We start from the raw sequence: 14,573 nt of genomic DNA on the forward strand, positions 1-14,573 counted from the left end.
AAGTGATGGCTTATAGCTACCAATCACTCGTAGAATCGCCAGGCTTTCTGCGCCTGGCGACACTGCTACCGCTCCATCCCCTCGGACGACGGTGAAATCTTGCGCAGAAAGCGTTAACTGCTCAGTGCGAATGATCGCGGTTGTTCTCCAGCGTCTCCAGCAAGGCCACCTGCATCCGTGTATGCACTCGGATCAGCCAGCGCCACAGCAACGCCACCACTACCGCCGCCACCACGACGATGACCAGCAGCAGTTCGCTGGTCGGCAGAATGCTTGCCGACAAGGCCGACAGCAGCAGGAAGATCACCAGCAGTGACAACAGCGGAATCACCTCGGCGATCACCCGCCGTACCCGCTGGGTATGCCGCCCGGCCATCTCGGGTTTGACGCCCATCTCCGCCAGCAACATCGACAGCGCCTTGAGCTTGCGATACGCCGCGATCAGGAACGGCAGCGATAGCAGCAATGCCGCGCCCCAGATCAACGCCTTCTGCTGGCCGGCATCCGCCACCCACTCGCTCAACCAGTTACCGATGCGCCCGGCGAAGTAACCGCCACTGAAGAAGATCGCGATCACCAACGCCAGGTTGACCCCGACCTGCAGCAGAATGCGTCGGATCATCGCCGCCAGCATGGCCCCCTCGCCCTGCGGCTGGATGCTGCGCAACCATTCTCCGTACAACGACAGCACCCGTGCCACGCGGCTCGGCACCACCTTGCCCAGCCTGATCGACAACGGATCGGCGGCACGGATCAGGTACGGCGTCAGCAAGGTAGTGATGGCCGACACCGCCACTGCGACCGGATAGAGAAAGTCGCTGGTGACCTGCAAGGTCACCCCCAGGGCGGCGATGATGAAGGAGAACTCGCCGATCTGCGAAAGCCCCATCCCCACGCGCAACGAGGTGCGCCCGTCGTTGCCGGCGATGAACGCGCCCATGCCGCAGGAGAGCATCTTGCCCAGCACCACCGCCAGGGTGATGACCACGATCGGCCAGGCGTACTCGACCAGAATCGATGGATCGATCATCAAGCCGATGGCGACGAAGAAGATGGCGCTGAACAGGTCGCGAACCGGCTCGATCAGCCGTTCGATCTTCAGCAACTGGCGCGACTCGGCCATGATCGCGCCGATCAGGAAGGCGCCGAGCACCATGCTGTACTCGAGCTTGACCACCAGCAGGCAGAAGCCGAAACACAGGCCCAGCACGGTGATCAGCAGCATCTCGTTGCTTTCGAATTTCGCCACGTAGGCCAGCAGCCGCGGCACCAGCAGGATGCCGATGACCAGCGCGACGATCATGAACAGCGACAGCTTGCCCACGGTGGAAAACACCTCGCCGGAACTCACCGAGCCGCTGACGGCGATCCCCGACAGCAGCGCGATGATGCCGATGCCGAGGATGTCCTCGACGATCAGCACACCGAAGATCAGCTGGGCGAAACGCTCGTTTTTCATCTTCAGGTCGTTGAGCGCCTTGACGATGATGGTGGTCGAGGAGATCGCCAGGATCGCCCCGAGGAACAGCGAATCCATGGTGTTCCAGCCGAACCAGCGACCGATCTCGAAACCGATCCAGATCATCAGGACGATTTCCAGGAACGCCGCGATGAAAGCCGTGGCGCCGACCTTGAATAGCTTGCGCAGACTGAACTCCAGGCCCAGGCAGAACATCAGGAAGATCACCCCCAGCTCGGCCAGGGTCTTGATGGTGTCTTCGTCGTGGATCAGGCCGAACGGCGGCGTGTGTGGGCCGATGATGAAGCCGGCGACGATGTAGCCCAGCACCACCGGCTGCTTGAGGCGATGAAAGAGGATGGTGACCACCCCGGCAACCAGCATGATCACCGCCAGGTCCTGGATGAAGCTGATGGCATGCATGGCGTGATACTCCTTGTTTTCGGTACTCGGGGCGAACCGCTCCTCTGCCGGACGATCCTTCGGCGCGGAGCTGGCACATACTCTTGTGATAGACGCAAAAGCCCACGTTGCATGGGCGCCGTCAGGTTAACATCGCGCCTTGCCACAAATTGCCGATGCAATATGCAGAAACAGATCGGCCGATTCGACACCGCCGATGGCAAGATTGGCGTGACGATGGAGCGTCAGCCGACGTCCCGTACCAGGATGGGAAACCTCAACGAGGGGAAACAGAAGTGTCTGCAGATACCCGCCCCGAATCCGTGCAAATTCACCGTGAGCTCTCTATGGAACCTGGAAACGCCCAGCTGACCATGACCGTCCTGATGACACCGGACATGGCCAACTTCTCTGGCAACGTACACGGCGGCACCCTGCTCAAGTACCTGGACGAAGTCGCCTATGCCTGCGCCAGCCGCTATGCCGGCACCTATGTGGTGACCCTGTCGGTGGACCAGGTGATCTTCCGCGAACCGGTGCATGTCGGCGAGCTGGTAACCTTCCTGGCCTCGGTCAACTACACCGGCAACACCTCGATGGAGGTGGGCATCAAGGTGGTCACCGAGAACATCCGCGAGCGCTCGGTGCGCCACTCCAACAGCTGCTTCTTCACGATGGTCGCGGTGGACGACGACCGTCGCCCGGTGAAGGTGCCACCGCGCCAGCCGCAGAGCAGCGAGGAGAAGCGCCGCTTCCTGCAGGGCCAGCAGCGCCGCCAGATCCGCCAGGAGCTGGAACAGCGCTACCAGAACCTCAAGACTGATTCGATCTAGTAGAGCAAACGCTGCGCCTCGAAGCGCACCCGCGGGTGGGCGATGCGATCCTGGGCCCGCACCAGCTGCAGTTCATAGCTGGTGCAGGCCTGGGTTTCCAGCAGCACCTCATGCACGGCGGCAGCGGTGAATTCGAAAGCCTGCAACCAGTCGTCGCCCAGCAGCACGCGGGCGAGGAACAGGCCGGAGGTCAGGTCGCCCACGCCTACCGGCTGGCGTGGGAAGGCCAGCAAGGGCCGGCGCAGGTGCCAGCTGGCATCGCGGGTCACCAGCAGCATCTCGAAGGCATCATCCGCCCGCTGTGGATAATTCAGGTGCTTGACCAGCACCACCTGCGGCCCGCGCTCCAGCAACCCGCGCGCCATGCCCACGCAATCTTCCAGCGACTGCGCGCGACGGCCACAGAAACTGTCCAGCTCGAGCTGGTTCGGGCACAGGATATCGGCCTTGGCGACCGCCTCCTCGAGCAGGAACTCGCTGACTTCTGCCGGCACGATGCAGCCCTTCTCGGCATGCCCCATGACCGGGTCGCACAGGTACAGGGCCTTGGGATTGACCGCCTTGATCCGCTCGACGCCGGCCAGGATCGCCCGCCCCTGCTCGGCACTGCCCAGGTAGCCCGACAACACCGCATCGCAATGGCCCAGCTCGCCGATGTTGGAAATGCCTTCCACCAACGCGGGAATTTGCGCTGGGGCAAGCACTTCCCCGGCCCACTGTCCATACTGAGTATGGTTGGAGAACTGTACGGTGTTGAGCGGCCAGACGTTGACCCCGACCCGCTGCATGGGAAACACCGCGGCGCTGTTGCCGGCGTGTCCAAAGACCACGTGGGACTGAATGGCGAGCAGGTGCGGCGTACGTTTCATGCGGGACGATTCCGAAACTGTGTGAATAAGTGTGCGGCCCGCAGTATGAACCTGATTGCCATCTGTACGACAGGCCAGAGACGCAGTTAAGCTGGATCGACCTGTCTGGAGCTTACGCAAATGCTGACCCTGGAAAACCTCTTCGTCCTGATGCTGGTGGCGACCGCAGGCGCCTGGCTGTGGCACAACCACGGGCTGCGCGAAAAGGCCCTGGCACGGGTCAAGCAGCATTGCGCCAAGCTCGACCTGGAGCTGCTCGACGACGCCGTGGCGCTCAAGCGCATCGCCTTCGTGCGCGACGCCAACGGCAGGAAGCGCCTGGCGCGCATCTACAACTTCGAGTTCACCGTCACCGGTGAACAGCGCCACCCCGGCACCGTCACCCAGTTCGGCGCCCACACAATGCAGATCGAGCTCGCGCCCTATCCGTTCGAGATCAAGACCCCGCCACGTGCCGACAACGTCATCGAGATGCAGCAGTGGCGCCAGGAGCATAACCGCTGGCGCAATTGATCAACGGATCAGCTGGCAGCCGCCGATGGCCGCTTGCAGGGCCTGCAAGGGTTGCGGTCGATCGAAGATCAGCTCGATGCGCGAGTCCTTGCACCATTCGCTGGAGCGCCACTCCAGCGTTCCGCCTTCCAAGCCATTGAACGACTGCCAGCCTTCGGTGCTATGGACAACACCCTTCGCCCGGCGCCACGGCCATTGCTCGAGCACACCGCGCAGCACGGCCTCGTCGAAGCATTGGTCGGGATGCCAGCGCCAGCCGATACTCCAACCTCCCTCCCCCTGCTGATACTGGCAGATCGGCTGTCGTGGATCGGTCCACAGGGTGGGCAACGGCACTGCACCGTTATCCACAGGCAGGCTGCCAGGGTCGACCGTACCTGCCGCCACGGGGGTTGAAACAGGCAATGCAGCAAGCGGCAGTATCCCGTGATCCGTCCAGCGCGCCGGTATTGCGGGTAGTGATGCAGTTATCAACAAGCGTGCGGCTTCATCCACAACTCTCGCCTTGTTGAACACCAGCAACCCCGCCTTCGCCAGTGCCTGGTGCTGAGCCTCGGGCAGGACGTCGCCCCGGGACAGCGCCGCGGCATCCAGCACCATCAGCAGGGGCTGGACCGACAGCACGCCAGTCCAGCGCGCGCGCACCAGTTGCTCCAGCAACTCGACCGGGTGACCGAGGCCGGACGGTTCGATGAACAGGCGGTCCGGGCGAGCCTTGCGCAGCAAGCGGCCAAGCCCCACCTGAAATGGCGCGCCATTGACGCAGCACAGGCAGCCTCCCGCCACTTCTCCGATGGCGATGCCCGCCTCGTCGCGGCTGAGCAAGGCGGCATCGAGGCCGACCTGGCCGAACTCGTTGACCAGCACGGCCCAGCGCTCACCAGCCGGACGCTGGTCCAGCAGGTGGCGGATCAGGCTGGTCTTGCCGGCGCCGAGGGGGCCGGCGATCACATGGGTGGGGATGTTCTGCAGCATGGCTCGGTATCGGGGTGGATTGATGGCAGTCTATACCGCCGGGCCCCGGTATTCATGCCAACCAATCCAGGCTCAACAACAATCGGCGCTCCCCGGCAGGCGTCAGCGGTGACCGGTGGACCAATCCCGCGCCCTCGTTGCCCAGCCACTTCTCGCCCTTCAGCAAAGCCACCTCTCCCGCCGCCAGGCGCCGAACCTTATCCACAGGCGGCGACGACTGCTGCAAGCGCGCGCGATCGATCGCTCCCTCCGCCAGCCATTCGCTGCCCGCGCCGGCATAGGTGCTGAGCAGGCGCACCGGCACATGGTCCACATGCATGCGCGGGCACATCGCCCCGTCCAGTACCCGCACGCGCACACCGAGACGACGGGCGCCCAGCAGGCAGGTGTACGCGGCCACCAGCCAAGCCACATCCGCGACGAAACCGTCATAGCCGTGCAGATCAGCGGCCTCCCTGAGCAAACCGGGCAAGGCCGGCGGGTGGCGTTCATCCACCTCGATCACCCGCTCATCGGCCAGGGATTGGCCAAGGCTGAGCACCAGGTTGGCGAAGTCTTCCACCTGGGCCGGCAGGCGGCGCTGCCAGACCGCCAGGTTGACGCCATCCTGAAGAATGTCGGTCATCACCTGGGGCGATTCACCGAACACCTGGCGGATATCCACAGTCATGCCACCGCGTCCTCATGCCAGGCCCCGAATGGATCGGGCAGGCGCAGCCAGGCCATTGGCCCCAGTTCCATTTCGTCGTCCGTGAGCAAGCAGGCCTCCAGCGCTGTGGATAACCGCTGGAAGTCGATGTCCTGCCCGATGAACACCAGTTCCTGGCGGCAATCGCCGCTTTCCACCGACCACTGCTTGAGGATCGCCGCGGTGTTCTCTTCGTCCTGCGGCCATTGCTCGCGTGGCACGAAGCGCCACCAGCGCCCCGCCAGGCCGTGACGCATCATGCCACCGGCCTGGGACCAGCTCCCGGCCTCCTGGTATTTGCTGGCCAGCCAGAAGAAGCCCTTGGAACGCAGCAACCGTCCGTTGCTCCAGGGCGTGTGGATAAAGTCGTAGAAGCGTTGCGGGTGGAACGGTCGACGTGCCTGCCAGGTGCTGGCGGCGATGCCGTATTCCTCGGTTTCCGGCACATGCTCGCCCCGCAGTTCGCGCAGCCAGCCCGGGGCCTGGGCCGCCTGGTCGAAATCGAACAGGCCGGTATCGAGGATGCGCGACAGCGCCACCTGGCCCATCACCATCGGCACGATCTGCGCCCGGGCATTGAGGCTGCGCAGGATGGCCACCAGTTCCTCGCGGTCAGACTGGCTGATCAGGTCGATCTTGCTCAGCAACAACACGTCGGCGAACTCGACCTGCTCGATCAGCAGGTCGCTGATCGAGCGCTCGTCCTGTTCACCCAAGGTCTCGCCACGGCTGGCGAGACTCTCGGCGGCCTGGTAGTCACGCAGGAAGTTCAGCCCGTCGACCACGGTGACCATGGTGTCCAGCCGCGCCATGTCGGAGAGGCTGCGGCCCTGTTCGTCGCGAAAGGTGAAGGTCTCGGCGACCGGCAGCGGCTCGGATATGCCGGTCGATTCGATCAGCAGGTAATCGAAGCGGCCCTCACTCGCCAGCCTCGCCACCTCTTCCAGCAGGTCCTCGCGCAAGGTGCAGCAGATGCAGCCGTTGCTCATCTCCACCAGTTTTTCTTCCGCCCGGTTCAGGCTGACGTTGCGCTGGACCTCGCTGGCATCGATGTTGATTTCACTCATGTCGTTGACGATCACGGCGACGCGCAGGTTGTCGCGGTTGCGCAGGACATGGTTGAGCAGCGTGCTCTTGCCGGCGCCGAGAAAGCCGGACAGCACGGTGACAGGGAGACGGTTGGGCATGACTAACCTCATCGGGCAGGCGCATTCGAATCGATGCATTGCATAATGTTATATTATAACAATACAATTTCGCCAAGCCGTGTCGACCGAACGGTTGTCTGGAGAGCGTCATGAAATCATCCGGCCTCGCTGCCTTGCTGCTGCTCGCAGCCCCCACACAGCTTCTCGCCATGCCCCACACCGACCTCGCCCTGTGCACCCGCAGCGCGACCTTGCTCGCCTGCCAGGATGGCCAGGGCAACTACTACAGCGTGCGCACCGAAGGCAGCACCTTCTACCTGCGTGGCTACGAAGTGGCAGGCAAGCGCCTGTGGGCTCAGACCAACAGCCGCTACGGCACACTGACCTTCTTCACCGGGCTGGCCAGCGACGGTGAAGCCTGGGTGGGCTACAGCCGTCGCATCGGCTGGACCACCCTCAACCGTGTCTCCAGCTCCAGCGGTCAACGCTTCAACCTGCACTGCAGCCTTGTCGGCGGTTGCCGCTGACTGCCATCACTTCAGGATCCTTCCATGTCTAGCCTTGCCCTTCCCGACATCGCCGCACAGAGCAGCCAGCAGGCACTGCCGCTGGACTGGGTCGGCATGTGCGGTATCGCCCTGCCGCTGCTGGTCGACGGACGCAGCCTCGGCGCCCACGCCGATGCCGGCGTGAGCCTTGATGACGGCGCAGCCCGGGGCATCCACATGTCACGGTTGTACCTGGCGCTGGAAGCGCTGGAACAGCAAGACTTGAGCCCACGGCTTATTCGCCGGACGCTCGAGCATTTTCTCGCCAGCCACGAGGGCCTTTCCAACACCGCCTACCTGCGCCTGGCGTTCGATCACCTGCTCAAGCGCCCGGCGCTGGTCAGCCCGCTGGCAGGCTGGAAACGCTACCCGGTGAGCATCGAAGCCCAGCTGAAAGATGAAATGTTCCACGTGGAACTATCGGTGCACATTGCCTACTCCTCGACCTGCCCCTGCTCGGCGGCGCTGGCCAGGCAACTGATCCAGGCACAGTTCGACCGGGACTTCGCTGATCAGTCGCTGGAGCGGGAACGTGTTCGCCAATGGCTTGGCAGCAGCGACGGCATCGTTGCAACACCCCACAGCCAAAGGAGCCTGGCCAAGCTGCAGGTCCGCCTGGACGGCGACGAGTTCAGACTGACCGAGTTGATCGAGACAGCGGAGGCAGCCTTGGGCACCGCCGTACAGACGGCAGTGAAGCGCGCCGATGAGCAGGCCTTTGCCTTGGCCAACGGACAGAACCTGATGTTCTGCGAGGATGCCGCCCGCCGCCTGCATGCGGCCTTGCGAACGCTAACGGGCGTGAGCGGCTTCAGCGTACGCGTGGAACATGCAGAGAGCCTGCATGCCCATGACGCGGTGGCGGTCAGTCGTTATCGCTGGTGACAGATCAAGTACGCGGTTTGACGGTTCCACAATCATTCCCAAGCCAGACCGCCCGGGTGTTCATGCTGCCCTGCTGCTGGACCCCGGAGGCATTGAAGGTGCCGTTGACCTTGGTCAGGAACTCCCGATCGCTGAGGAAGGTGGCCTGGCCGTTACCCTGGGCCTTGGGGCAACTGAACTGGAACTTCCAGACATTGCCATTGCGCTCGGTGATCTTCTGCGTGCACCCGGACTGCGGATCCTGCAGCGGAATGTCATTGGTCTTGACCTGCTCCGCGGTCAGGCACGAGCGCACCCCCTTGCCTCCCACCGTGATGCCCTGCTTGGCCAAGGCACCCTCCATCATCGCCCGTTGCTCGGGCGGCAGGTTCTTCAACTGACCGAGCATGAATTCCATGTCCGGCAACGGCTTGCCATCGACCTGCATGTTGCTGGTGGTCAGCTCCCACAGACCGGGTTGCAGCATCTGCGCGTGAACCAGCGGGCTGCCCAGCCCCAGCACCAGGGCGAGCAGTGGCAGACGAATCTTCATGGATGAAAGCTCCTCGAAATACCGGCTCCGGCCGGACTGAGCCGTTAGACGTCAAAATCGCCTTTGGGTTGCAGGCATACCCTCGAACGTGGTCTGTTAGCAGCAGTGCTCTCGGCAAGCAGGATGCGTATGGATTTTCACAGCCCCTACTTCTTCGGTTACTTGCTCGGCCTGATTCATCTGTTCGGTCTCATCGCCGCGCTGCATGCGGTATTCACCGTGCGCACCGCCCAAGGTGCGATCGCCTGGGCCATGTCGCTGCTGTTCATCCCCTACCTCACCCTCATCCCCTACCTGGTGTTCGGCGCCCGTTCCTTCTATGCCTATATCCAGGCGCGGCGTCAGGCCAACCAGGAAATGCACGTGGCCATGGCCAACCTGAACTGGCGGCCCTGGGTGGAGGAAGCGCTGACCGCCCGCGAGTCCGACAGCTACGCCGCCCTGCGTGCCATGCCCAAGCTGGGGCGCATGCCGTGTCTGGCCAACAACGAGGTGAAGCTGCTGATCGATGGCGCCGCCACCTTCGAGGCGATCTTCTCGGCCATCCGCATGGCGCGGGACACCGTGCTGGTGCAATTTTTCATCATCCATGACGACGCCCTCGGCCGGGAGTTGCAGCAACTGCTGCTGCGCAAGGCCGCCGAAGGCGTAAGGGTGTTCGTGCTGTACGACCGCGTCGGCAGCCATGCCCTGCCGGCCAGCTACAGCCAGGTGCTGCGCGACGGCGGCGTGCAGATCGAGGCATTCGCCACCCGGCGTGGCTGGTTCAATCGTTTCCAGGTCAACTTCCGCAACCATCGCAAGATCGTCGTGGTCGATGGCGTGCAAGGCTTTCTCGGCGGGCACAACGTGGGCGACGAATACCTCGGCGCACACCCCAAGCTGTCACCGTGGCGCGACACCCATGTGCAGATCGGCGGCCCGGTGCTGGCCTGCCTGCAGGAGTCCTTCGCCGAGGACTGGTACTGGGCCACGCGCCAGCTGCCGCCGCTGATCCTGCCCGACGTCTACCCGGAGAACGGCGTGCTGTGCCAGGCCTTGGCCAGCGGGCCGGCCGATCCACAGGAAACCTGTGCGCTGTTCTTCCTCGAGGCGATTCACTCGGCCACCCGACGGGTATGGATCACCAGCCCCTATTTCATCCCCGACGAAGCCATCTTCGCCGCCCTGCGCCTGGCAGTGCTGCGGGGGGTCGACGTGCGCATCCTGATTCCCTCGCGCCCCGACCACCGCATCGTCTACGCCGCCTCCAGCCTGTTCGCCTTCGAGGCGGTGCGCGCCGGGGTGCGCATGTTCCGCTACCTGCCGGGCTTCCTGCACCAGAAGGTGGTGCTGGTGGACGATGAGGTCAGCGCCATCGGCAGCGCCAACCTCGACAACCGCTCGTTCCGGCTGAACTTCGAGATCACCCTGCTGACCGTGGACCGTGCTTTCGCCGACCAGGTCGAACAGATGCTGGAGAATGACTTCGAGCAGGCCCGGGAGATCACCGCGGAGGACAGCCGCGACACCCATCGCCTGCAACAGCTGGGGATGCGCATCGCGCGGCTGATTTCACCGATCCTGTAGCCCGGCGAGCCTTGTCGGCACGCCGGGCTACCCGATCAGCGATAGAGGTCCTCACGCGTCCATGGCAGGTCGTGGTGGCCGTCGGCGTAGGGCTTCACCGCAAGGATCTGGTGCAGGTTGATCCAGCCCTTGGTGAAGGCGTAGGCGCAACCGGCCAGGTACAGGCGCCAGATGCGCAGTGTCTTCTCCGGCACCAGCGCGGCAGCGCGGTGCAGCTGGTTCTCCAGGTTCTCGCTCCAGTGGTTGAGGGTCTTGGCGTAGTGCAGGCGCAGGCTCTCGATATCGACCACCTCCAGGCCCGCCTCGCAGATCCGCGCCGTGATCATCGAGATATGCGGCAACTCGCCGTGGGGGAACACATAGCGGTCGATGAAATCACCCGCGCCACGGCCGACCGGGCGACCATCAACGTGCTTGGCGGTGATGCCATGGTTCATCACCAGGCCACCTTCACGCACCGCGCCAAATAGCCGCTGGCAATACAGCTCGAGGTTTGCATGCCCGACGTGTTCAAACATGCCGACGCTGACCGCCTTGTCGAAGCGGCCATCCTGGGGCAGGTCGCGGTAGTCGAGGATCTGCAGGTCGACCTTGTCGGCCAGGCCCTCCTCCTTGACCCGTTGGCGACCGAGCTTCAACTGCTCCTTGCTCAGGGTGATGCCGAATACCTTGGCGCCATACTCGCGGGCGGCGAACCGCGCCAGCCCGCCCCAGCCGCAACCGACATCCAGCAGATAATCACCGGCCTGCAGGCGCAGCTTGCGGCACAGGTGATCGAACTTGTCCTGCTGGGCCTGGGCCAGGGTGTTGTCCGGCTCCTTGAAGTAGGCGCAGGAATAGACCATGTCCGGGTCGAGCCACAGTTGGTAGAAATCGTTGGACAGGTCGTAGTGGTAGGAAATGGCTTCGGCGTCGGTGCGCTTGTCATGGGACGTGCGCTCCGGCAAGAACTCGTCTTCATCCTTGAGCAAGGCTTCGCTGAGCTCGTCGCAGACCCGAATCACTTCGCCGATATCGCCTTCCAGCTCCAGCTTGCCCTCGACGAAGGCGGAGCCAAGCTCTTCCAGGTTCGGGTGGGTGAGCTGGGCGATCAGCTGGGGTTCCTTGACCAGAATGGTGACCTGCGGGCTCGGCCCCAGATCGAACTGGTTGCCGTCCCACAGCTTGACGCGCAAAGGTAAGTGCAGGCTCTGCAATGCGGGTGGAAGTTGCGCAAGCATTCATGACCCTCCCTTTCATTGATACGGGACGTCAGGCCTCAAGGTGTCGGACGTCACCGGATCAGGGTAGTTCATTCGTGCGAAGTTTCCGTTAATCGCGACCATAGTCTAGAACTATCTGGTCCGGGCCGCACAACAGATTGTATACAATTTTCATCTCTCAGACTAACCTTGTGCCCCCTCTTCGCTTCCTCACACTCTCGGAGTAACGAAACCCATGAAATCCTATGACGTGGTGATCATCGGCGGCGGCCCCGGCGGCTACAACGCAGCGATCCGTGCCGGCCAGCTGGGCCTGAGCGTGGCCTGTGTCGAGGGTCGCTCGACCCTGGGCGGCACCTGCCTGAACGTCGGCTGCATGCCTTCCAAGGCGCTGCTGCATGCGTCCGAGCTGTTCGAGGCGGCCAGCGGCGAGGAGTTCGCCCACCTGGGGATAGAGGTCAAGCCGACCCTCAACCTGGGCCAGATGATGAAGCAGAAAGACGAAAGCGTGACTGGCCTGACCAAGGGCATCGAGTACCTGTTCCGTAAGAACAAGGTCGACTGGGTCAAGGGCTGGGGCCGCCTGGACGGCGCCGGCAAGGTGGTGGTCAAAGCCGAGGACGGCAGCGAAACCACCCTGCAGGCCAAGGACATCGTCATCGCCACCGGTTCCGAACCCACGCCGCTGCCCGGCGTGACCATCGACAACCAGCGCATCATCGAGTCCACCGGCGCCCTGTCGCTGCCCCAGGTACCCAAGCACCTGATCGTGATCGGCGCCGGCGTGATCGGCCTGGAGCTGGGTTCGGTGTGGCGCCGCCTGGGTGCCGAAGTGACGGTGATCGAATACCTTGATCGCATCTGCCCGGGCACTGATGAGGAAACCGCCAAGACCCTGCAGAAGGCCCTGGCCAAGCAAGGCATGACCTTCAAGCTCGGCAGCAAGGTGACCCAGGCCACATCCAGCGCCGACGGCGTCAGCCTGACCCTGGAGCCCGCCGCCGGTGGCAATGCCGAAACCCTGCAGGCCGACTACGTGCTGGTGGCCATCGGTCGCCGTCCCTATACCAAGGGCCTGAACCTGGAAAGCGTGGGGCTGGAAACCGACAAGCGCGGCATGCTCGCCAACGACCATCACCGTAGCGCGGTCCCGGGCATCTGGGTGATCGGCGACGTCACCTCCGGCCCGATGCTGGCGCACAAGGCCGAGGACGAAGCGGTGGCGTGCATCGAGCGCATCGCCGGCAAGCCCCACGAGGTCAACTACAACCTGATCCCGGGCGTCATCTATACCCGCCCGGAACTGGCCAGTGTCGGCAAGACCGAAGAGCAGCTCAAGGCCGAAGGCCGTGCCTACAAGGTCGGCAAATTCCCCTTCTCCGCCAACAGCCGGGCCAAGATCAACCATGAGACCGAAGGCTTCGCCAAGGTCATCGCCGACGCCGTCACCGACGAGGTGCTGGGCGTGCACCTGGTGGGTCCGAGCGTGAGCGAGATGATCGGCGAGTTCTGCGTGGCCATGGAATTCTCGGCCTCGGCCGAGGACATCGCCCTCACCTGCCACCCGCACCCGACCCGCTCCGAGGCCCTGCGCCAGGCGGCGATGAATGTGGATGGGAAAGCGATGCAGATCTGAGTGAGCACCCTGTAGCAAAACGGTGTGGGAGCGGGCTTGGCCCGCTCCCACAAGTGCCAGGCCTAGCCGTGGGCCAGTTGTTTATCCACACCCTCACGGAAGCGCGACGCCAGGAATGGCGTGATATCCAGCGGCAACGCCTCATTGTGGACAACCTTGTCCAGCAACACACCGGTAATCGCCGACGTGAGGATCCCGGTACGGAAATGTCCACAGGCATTGAAATAGCCCTGCACATTATCCACAGGCCCGAGAATCGGCAGCTCGTCCGGTGATCCCGGGCGCAGGCCGGCCCAGGTGCGCTTGAGGTTCACCTGCGCCAGCTGCGGCACGCAGCGGATCGCGCCCTGCACCAGGCCGCTGATTTCCGGGAAGGTGTTGCTGACATCGAAGCCCTTCTCTTCGGTGGTGCTGCCGATCAGGATCTCGCCATTGTCCTTCTGCGCCATGTAGCAATCGCTGGTGGTGATGCAGCCATCGAGCAGCTTGGGCAGGCGCTCGGTCAGCACGATCTGGCCCTTCACCGGCTTGACCGGAATGCTCTCCCCGGTCGCCCACTCGCTCAGCTCCGCGGCCCAGGCGCCAGCGGCATTGATCAAGGTGGCGCAGTGGAACTCACCGGCCTCGGCGGTGCGCACGCCCTTGATCCGCGAGCCTTCATGCAGCACGCCGGTGATGTTCACGTTCGGGTACAGGTCGACGCCGTTCTGCCGCGCCGCCTCCATGTAGGCATCGCCCAGGCGGAACGGGCTGACCTGATGGTCGCATAGAAACTCCAGCGCGCCATTGGCCTTGAGCGTCACCGCCGGCTCCGAGGCCCGCAGCGCGTCGCGGTCGAGCCAGCGTACCTGGTCGGCCAGGTGCGGGATCTGCTTGACGATGTGCTCGGCGTACAGCTGGTCTTCCTCATCCTGGATGATGTACTTGAGCCCGGTGCGTTCGAACTTGAAGTCCATCCCGTGACGCTCGATCAGCTCCTGGTGCAGCTGTGGATAAAGCGCGTTGGACTGCAGGGCGAAGTCGAAGAAGCACTCCGGCAGGATGTGCGGCGTGCTCGAGTCGACCACCACCGCCGCGCCGTTGGCCTCACGCTTGTTGCGCGAGGACATCATGCGAAAGAAGATCACCCCGCAGCCCAGCCCCACCGACTCGCCGATGGCCCACAGGCCGCCGGCCGACGCGCGGGTGGCGTTGCCCGGGCGCTTGCAGTCGATCAGGGCGATCTTCAGGTTATGCCGCTTGGACAGCTGGTAGGCACAGGACGCGCCGATCACGCCGCCACCGGCAATGATGATGTCGTAATGCTTGTTCATG

The 14,573-nt window shown here is 63.7% G+C and carries 14 protein-coding genes; 6 read left to right on the forward strand and 8 right to left on the reverse strand.

What is annotated here, in order from left to right:
* Window positions 1–121: 121 nt before the first annotated feature.
* Window positions 122–1,882, reverse strand: a complete 1,761-nt coding sequence (locus HU751_RS15215) for a cation:proton antiporter (RefSeq protein ID WP_186712263.1) — start codon at window positions 1,880–1,882, stop codon at window positions 122–124.
* A gap of 326 nt (window positions 1,883–2,208) precedes the next feature.
* Between HU751_RS15215 and HU751_RS15220 the strand changes: the two genes are divergently transcribed.
* The gene (locus tag HU751_RS15220; RefSeq protein ID WP_023629682.1) at window positions 2,209–2,694 is read left to right on the forward strand and encodes an acyl-CoA thioesterase; all 486 of its coding nucleotides are present in this window, start codon (window positions 2,209–2,211) and stop codon (window positions 2,692–2,694) included.
* Here HU751_RS15220 and pdxY read toward each other — a convergent pair.
* Complete coding sequence (gene pdxY, locus HU751_RS15225) at window positions 2,691–3,563, reverse strand: pyridoxal kinase PdxY (protein WP_050707578.1); 873 nt, start codon at window positions 3,561–3,563, stop codon at window positions 2,691–2,693. The two genes, HU751_RS15220 and pdxY, sit on opposite strands and share 4 nt — an antisense overlap.
* Before the next feature lie 120 nt (window positions 3,564–3,683).
* Between pdxY and HU751_RS15230 the strand changes: the two genes are divergently transcribed.
* Complete coding sequence (locus HU751_RS15230; RefSeq protein ID WP_050707579.1) at window positions 3,684–4,076, forward strand: DUF3301 domain-containing protein; 393 nt, start codon at window positions 3,684–3,686, stop codon at window positions 4,074–4,076.
* Here HU751_RS15230 and HU751_RS15235 read toward each other — a convergent pair whose 3' ends face one another.
* The 3 genes from HU751_RS15235 to zigA are packed head-to-tail and all read right to left on the reverse strand — an operon-like array spanning window position 4,077 to window position 6,926.
* Window positions 4,077–5,051 carry a CobW family GTP-binding protein gene (locus HU751_RS15235; RefSeq protein WP_186732162.1) on the reverse strand — a complete coding sequence of 325 codons (975 nt, stop codon included), beginning with the start codon at window positions 5,049–5,051 and terminating at the stop codon, window positions 4,077–4,079. It lies immediately after the preceding gene.
* A 52-nt stretch (window positions 5,052–5,103) separates the two neighbouring features.
* Complete coding sequence (locus HU751_RS15240; protein WP_186732161.1) at window positions 5,104–5,721, reverse strand: DUF1826 domain-containing protein; 618 nt, start codon at window positions 5,719–5,721, stop codon at window positions 5,104–5,106.
* Window positions 5,718–6,926 (reverse strand): zinc metallochaperone GTPase ZigA, encoded by a 1,209-nt coding sequence (gene zigA, locus HU751_RS15245; RefSeq protein WP_186732160.1) that lies wholly within the window; start codon window positions 6,924–6,926, stop codon window positions 5,718–5,720. The genes HU751_RS15240 and zigA overlap by 4 nt, the downstream gene beginning before the upstream one ends.
* A gap of 110 nt (window positions 6,927–7,036) precedes the next feature.
* Here zigA and HU751_RS15250 point away from each other — a divergent pair, with 110 nt between their 5' ends.
* A complete protein-coding gene (locus HU751_RS15250; protein ID WP_186732159.1) occupies window positions 7,037–7,414 on the forward strand; it encodes a glutamine synthetase in 378 nt (125 codons plus the stop codon).
* Between the two features lie 24 nt (window positions 7,415–7,438).
* The gene (gene folE2 / locus HU751_RS15255; RefSeq protein WP_186732158.1) at window positions 7,439–8,320 is read left to right on the forward strand and encodes a GTP cyclohydrolase FolE2; all 882 of its coding nucleotides are present in this window, start codon (window positions 7,439–7,441) and stop codon (window positions 8,318–8,320) included.
* A gap of 4 nt (window positions 8,321–8,324) precedes the next feature.
* Here folE2 and HU751_RS15260 read toward each other — a convergent pair whose 3' ends face one another.
* Entirely contained in the window at window positions 8,325–8,852 is a 528-nt protein-coding gene (locus HU751_RS15260) for a DUF3617 domain-containing protein (RefSeq protein WP_186732157.1), read from the reverse strand.
* A gap of 129 nt (window positions 8,853–8,981) precedes the next feature.
* Between HU751_RS15260 and cls the strand changes: the two genes are divergently transcribed.
* Entirely contained in the window at window positions 8,982–10,421 is a 1,440-nt protein-coding gene (gene cls, locus HU751_RS15265) for a cardiolipin synthase (protein WP_186732156.1), read from the forward strand.
* 35 nt (window positions 10,422–10,456) lie between these two features.
* On the opposite strand, the gene cfaB is transcribed toward cls, so the two are convergent.
* On the reverse strand, window positions 10,457–11,641 hold the full coding sequence (gene cfaB, locus HU751_RS15270) for a C17 cyclopropane fatty acid synthase CfaB (protein WP_186712255.1): 1,185 nt from the start codon (window positions 11,639–11,641) through the stop codon (window positions 10,457–10,459).
* A gap of 217 nt (window positions 11,642–11,858) precedes the next feature.
* On the opposite strand from cfaB, the gene lpdA reads away from it, so the two are divergent.
* Window positions 11,859–13,259 carry a dihydrolipoyl dehydrogenase gene (lpdA, locus tag HU751_RS15275; protein WP_186732155.1) on the forward strand — a complete coding sequence of 467 codons (1,401 nt, stop codon included), beginning with the start codon at window positions 11,859–11,861 and terminating at the stop codon, window positions 13,257–13,259.
* Between the two features lie 62 nt (window positions 13,260–13,321).
* Here the strand turns inward: lpdA and hcnC are convergent, their stop codons facing one another.
* On the reverse strand, window positions 13,322–14,572 hold the full coding sequence (gene hcnC / locus HU751_RS15280) for a cyanide-forming glycine dehydrogenase subunit HcnC (RefSeq protein WP_096049068.1): 1,251 nt from the start codon (window positions 14,570–14,572) through the stop codon (window positions 13,322–13,324).
* Between the last annotated feature and the right edge of the window lies 1 nt (window position 14,573).

It is taken from the genome of Pseudomonas peradeniyensis (assembly GCF_014268935.2).
Classification (GTDB): Bacteria; Pseudomonadota; Gammaproteobacteria; order Pseudomonadales; family Pseudomonadaceae; genus Aquipseudomonas; species Aquipseudomonas peradeniyensis.

Bases quoted from the DNA above. Each gene is read 5' to 3' on its own strand.
- HU751_RS15215 (WP_186712263.1), bottom strand. From the start codon at position 1,882: ATGCATGCCATCAGCTTCATCCAGGACCTGGCGGTGATCATGCTGGTT.
- HU751_RS15220 (WP_023629682.1), top strand. From the start codon at position 2,209: ATGGAACCTGGAAACGCCCAGCTGACCATGACCGTCCTGATGACACCG.
- pdxY (WP_050707578.1), bottom strand. From the start codon at position 3,563: ATGAAACGTACGCCGCACCTGCTCGCCATTCAGTCCCACGTGGTCTTT.
- HU751_RS15230 (WP_050707579.1), top strand. From the start codon at position 3,684: ATGCTGACCCTGGAAAACCTCTTCGTCCTGATGCTGGTGGCGACCGCA.
- HU751_RS15235 (WP_186732162.1), bottom strand. From the start codon at position 5,051: ATGCTGCAGAACATCCCCACCCATGTGATCGCCGGCCCCCTCGGCGCC.
- HU751_RS15240 (WP_186732161.1), bottom strand. From the start codon at position 5,721: ATGACTGTGGATATCCGCCAGGTGTTCGGTGAATCGCCCCAGGTGATG.
- zigA (WP_186732160.1), bottom strand. From the start codon at position 6,926: ATGCCCAACCGTCTCCCTGTCACCGTGCTGTCCGGCTTTCTCGGCGCC.
- HU751_RS15250 (WP_186732159.1), top strand. From the start codon at position 7,037: ATGAAATCATCCGGCCTCGCTGCCTTGCTGCTGCTCGCAGCCCCCACA.
- folE2 (WP_186732158.1), top strand. From the start codon at position 7,439: ATGTCTAGCCTTGCCCTTCCCGACATCGCCGCACAGAGCAGCCAGCAG.
- HU751_RS15260 (WP_186732157.1), bottom strand. From the start codon at position 8,852: ATGAAGATTCGTCTGCCACTGCTCGCCCTGGTGCTGGGGCTGGGCAGC.
- cls (WP_186732156.1), top strand. From the start codon at position 8,982: ATGGATTTTCACAGCCCCTACTTCTTCGGTTACTTGCTCGGCCTGATT.
- cfaB (WP_186712255.1), bottom strand. From the start codon at position 11,641: ATGCTTGCGCAACTTCCACCCGCATTGCAGAGCCTGCACTTACCTTTG.
- lpdA (WP_186732155.1), top strand. From the start codon at position 11,859: ATGAAATCCTATGACGTGGTGATCATCGGCGGCGGCCCCGGCGGCTAC.
- hcnC (WP_096049068.1), bottom strand. From the start codon at position 14,572: ATGAACAAGCATTACGACATCATCATTGCCGGTGGCGGCGTGATCGGC.